Origin of the sequence: Bartonella sp. MU70NMGDW (assembly GCF_042194085.1) — a bacterium.
Classification (GTDB): domain Bacteria; phylum Pseudomonadota; class Alphaproteobacteria; order Rhizobiales; family Rhizobiaceae; genus Bartonella; species Bartonella grahamii.
Genome location: NZ_JBHIMK010000138.1, coordinates 1 through 3489, shown reverse-complemented (window position 1 = coordinate 3489; position 3489 = coordinate 1). Strand labels below are relative to the sequence as shown.

Here is a 3489-nt window from a genome sequence, read left to right as displayed (position 1 = left end):
ATTCTCAGATGCTGTTTTGAGATCACTTGTTACAGTCGTAACATTTTTATTTGTTTCAAAAAGCTGGGAACCATTTATCGCATCAGTGGACGCTGCTGTGAGCGCGCCATTCTTTATACCTGTAAGAGTACGCTTTTCATTTTTGTTGTTGGCAATATCAATTTTATCACCATCTGTATCCTTACCAATGGTGATGTATTTCGTCTGCGCATCTTGTTTAATAAAACTACTGGCTGCTACTTGTTCTTTTATTTCCTTCAGTTGTCCGAAATTCACCGCATCGGTCTCTCCAGTACCCTTTGCCACTCCTGTTATCTTTTTACCTCCAGCATCAATACCAGAAGTTATCACTTTTGGACCATTGGCAATCACTAAGCCTGTTGCATCTAAGATATTGTTTCCTGTTTGTATTTTATCGACTATGACACTCTTGGCGAGATCAAATTTTATATTATTGTCATCTTTGCCTTTTGTAACCGTCAGATTCGTACTTCCAGCGGAAAAATCTACCGCGCTGTCCATGATAACGCTCTTACCATCCTTACCCCCAACAGATAGCTTCCAACCGTTTTTTCTTACGACACTTTCTAAGTCTTTTAACTGTCCAAGATTAACTGCATCGGTAGGTTCACTCCCAGCTGCTACGCCTATAATTTGTCGCGTTATACTCTTAGCAAAATCACCAACACTCACTGCGCCCCGCGTACTTTTCCATTGCGACTCGGCGCTTTGTGAAGAATCCTGCAACAAAGAAGTATAACCCAAAACACCAGCAGCCCTATCAGATACAGAATCGCTTCCTAGAGCAACACTGCCTTCTGCCGTTGCTTCTGAATAAAAACCCAAAGCAGTAGCATACTTTGCGGCTGACTTTGCACGATGACCTATAGCAGTCGTAGCATATTCCAAAGCTTTAGAAACAGAACCAACAGCCGTTGCATAATCAGCCTTTGCAATTGTATGATCGTCTGGCCCAATCGATTCATTATATTCGGAACCTATCGCGATACTGTCTTTGCCTAAAGCATAAGCCATGTAGCCTATAGCAATGCCATCCACTTCCTTTGATACCCGTGCTTGATAACCTATAGCAATACCATGGCTCCCCCCCTTCTCCACCTGTGCCTCAGGACCTATAGCTATCGAATAATGATTAAACGTTTTTGCCTCACTACCTATAGCAATACTATACAGCGCCTCCTTTGCTGCAGATGCATTGTAACCAAGAACAATCCCCTTTTCTGCATAATTCTTCGCGCCGTAACCAAGAGCCATTGCATAATCACCAGCTGCAAGTACTCTATTTTGTACATTAATATCCTGTATTCCAGATCCAGGAGTAGTTCCAACACCACCGATTGCAATGCTAAAAATGCCTTCCGTTTTTGCCCCCCGCCCCAAAACAACAGTACCATACGCGCCCTTAAGTGACTCTGCCATATAACCAATAACAGTACCCCAACCATCACCAGTTTTTGCACTGTACCCGATAACAACAGAACCGAATGTACCTATCCCATTAACACTACCAACCACATTGTCACCAATAAAAACACCCCACTTGCTTTTTGTATAATTAATCCCACTACCCAAAATAATATTGTTATCTTGAGAACGTTGCATTCCTGCAGTTCCACCCCGCAAAAGGTCAGAAACATTAACAGGGGCTGCATTCTCATTATTCCCTGAAAACTGTTGGGTTGTAGAGCTATCACGAACAAGCGACCGTGGACTAATGAGAGACTTTTTATATTGCTCGTCTGTATCTAAGGTTCTGACCAATAAATTTTTGCTATCTTCCGCAAGAACATTTACGATAGGACTCTTATCTCTCTTACCAGAAAGGGTTTTGGTTAAAAAATTTGCGTAATCATCAGAAGCATTCAAACCAGCAACAGAGAGAAGGCTTTGTGGATAAGATACACCAGCACTTTTTACACCTTCAAGAAATGTGTTTCTAAAATCAGGATTTGCTGAAAAAACAGGCGTAACATTCGATAAGAATGTAGCCGCTATAGCCAACGAAAGAACTTTAACAAAAGAAAAACGAGAACGTTTTAATTCACTCGCAGCTTGTGGGGCATATAATTTTTTCATAACAAACTCTCCAATGAAAAAACTTAGAAACACCTCCAAAACATAAAAAAGACACATTTTAGCATTATTGATCTCTTTGGAATTCAGAGTAGAGGATCATTGCGTAGAGTGTGAACATTTTGAGTCTTTAGTCTTGTTTTGTTTGCGCTCTCTGTATTGAGATCTAAATGTTTGTTTTTTAATTATGTCTTGTGGACATAAAAATGACACATTTAGAGTCTAAGGGTTTTAGTGTGTTGTTTTTTCCTAACTAAAAAAGAGATCTTGCATATTTAATATTACTTTTTACTTGCTAGTCGTTACTATAAATTCCTTTGAAAAAGGTTTTACTATGTGCTTTTCTAATTATAGACTTTATTTTTATTAGAAAGCATGGTTTTGTTAATAATAAGTAAAGTAAAAAGAAATTGTAATATGTTTGAAATCTATCTTGCCTCAGATAATAGGCTTTTTATTTTTAATATATCATATAATGATATATGCGCGGTCCCGTGATGTACCTTTTATCTTTACGCACTACTTATCCCCCCTTTGAAAGTTATTTTATCAAAATGAGTCTTACTAATATACATTTCCGTAGAACTATAGACTGTTCAAGAAAATAGCAACATAAAAATATGACTTTTTAGCAATATGGATTCTACTGTGATCTTTTTGCAATAAAAGCATATAAGGATCTTCTATAAAACCTCAAAGTTTATAGCGTCATCAAATATTATACTTATCTCTAGATAAATACTGTGCGTCTGTAAAAAAAATCACCCCCATTTCAATAAATGAGGGTGAATATTTTGTTCAGTTTTCGTTGTTCGTATTATTTTATTTTCAGAGTGATTGCACCACCTATTCCCCAATGACCACCAGCACTCGTGGCAGAGAGATTAGAGCGGATTTTTCCGTTTTCAGATGTATAACCAGCACCAAGAGCAAATGCGGATTGTCCACGCCATGCGCCGCTACCAAATGAGACACTCAAAGATCCTGGTTCGTCAAAGTAACGTAGGTTAGATACTGCTAGACCAACGGCTGCTGCTTGTCTTGCCTCTTTGCGTACGCTCTTAATGTCATAACTTAAAATATTAAACTTCATATCTGTATATTGGTTAGCCTGATCAACGGCATCATCAATAGCATTGATAACGATATTATTCACACGTTGATCTGTGTAGTGCTTTGTTTCATCAAGAATGATCTTCATCTGCTGCTCAGTATAATCATGCAATTGACCACCATTTACAGCTTCTTTCGAACCTTGTTCAATACGACCATCCGCAACATTATCAATCATAACAGGTTCACTTTCGTTACCACCTTCTAGAGTGATCTTATTGGTCTTTTTACCATCAGCATCTTTATCATAGTTAACTGCACCATCAGAAAGATTATTAACCG

1 protein-coding gene and 1 pseudogene are annotated in these 3489 nt (G+C 38.4%); both read right to left on the bottom strand.

Annotated features, from left to right (window positions below):
* A pseudogene (locus tag ACFIKE_RS08735) lies at window positions 1–2097 on the bottom strand (hypothetical protein); the annotation flags it as partial.
* A gap of 814 nt (window positions 2098–2911) precedes the next feature.
* On the bottom strand, window positions 2912–3489 hold a 578-nt coding region (locus tag ACFIKE_RS08730), incomplete at its 5' end, for a YadA-like family protein (RefSeq protein WP_375649345.1).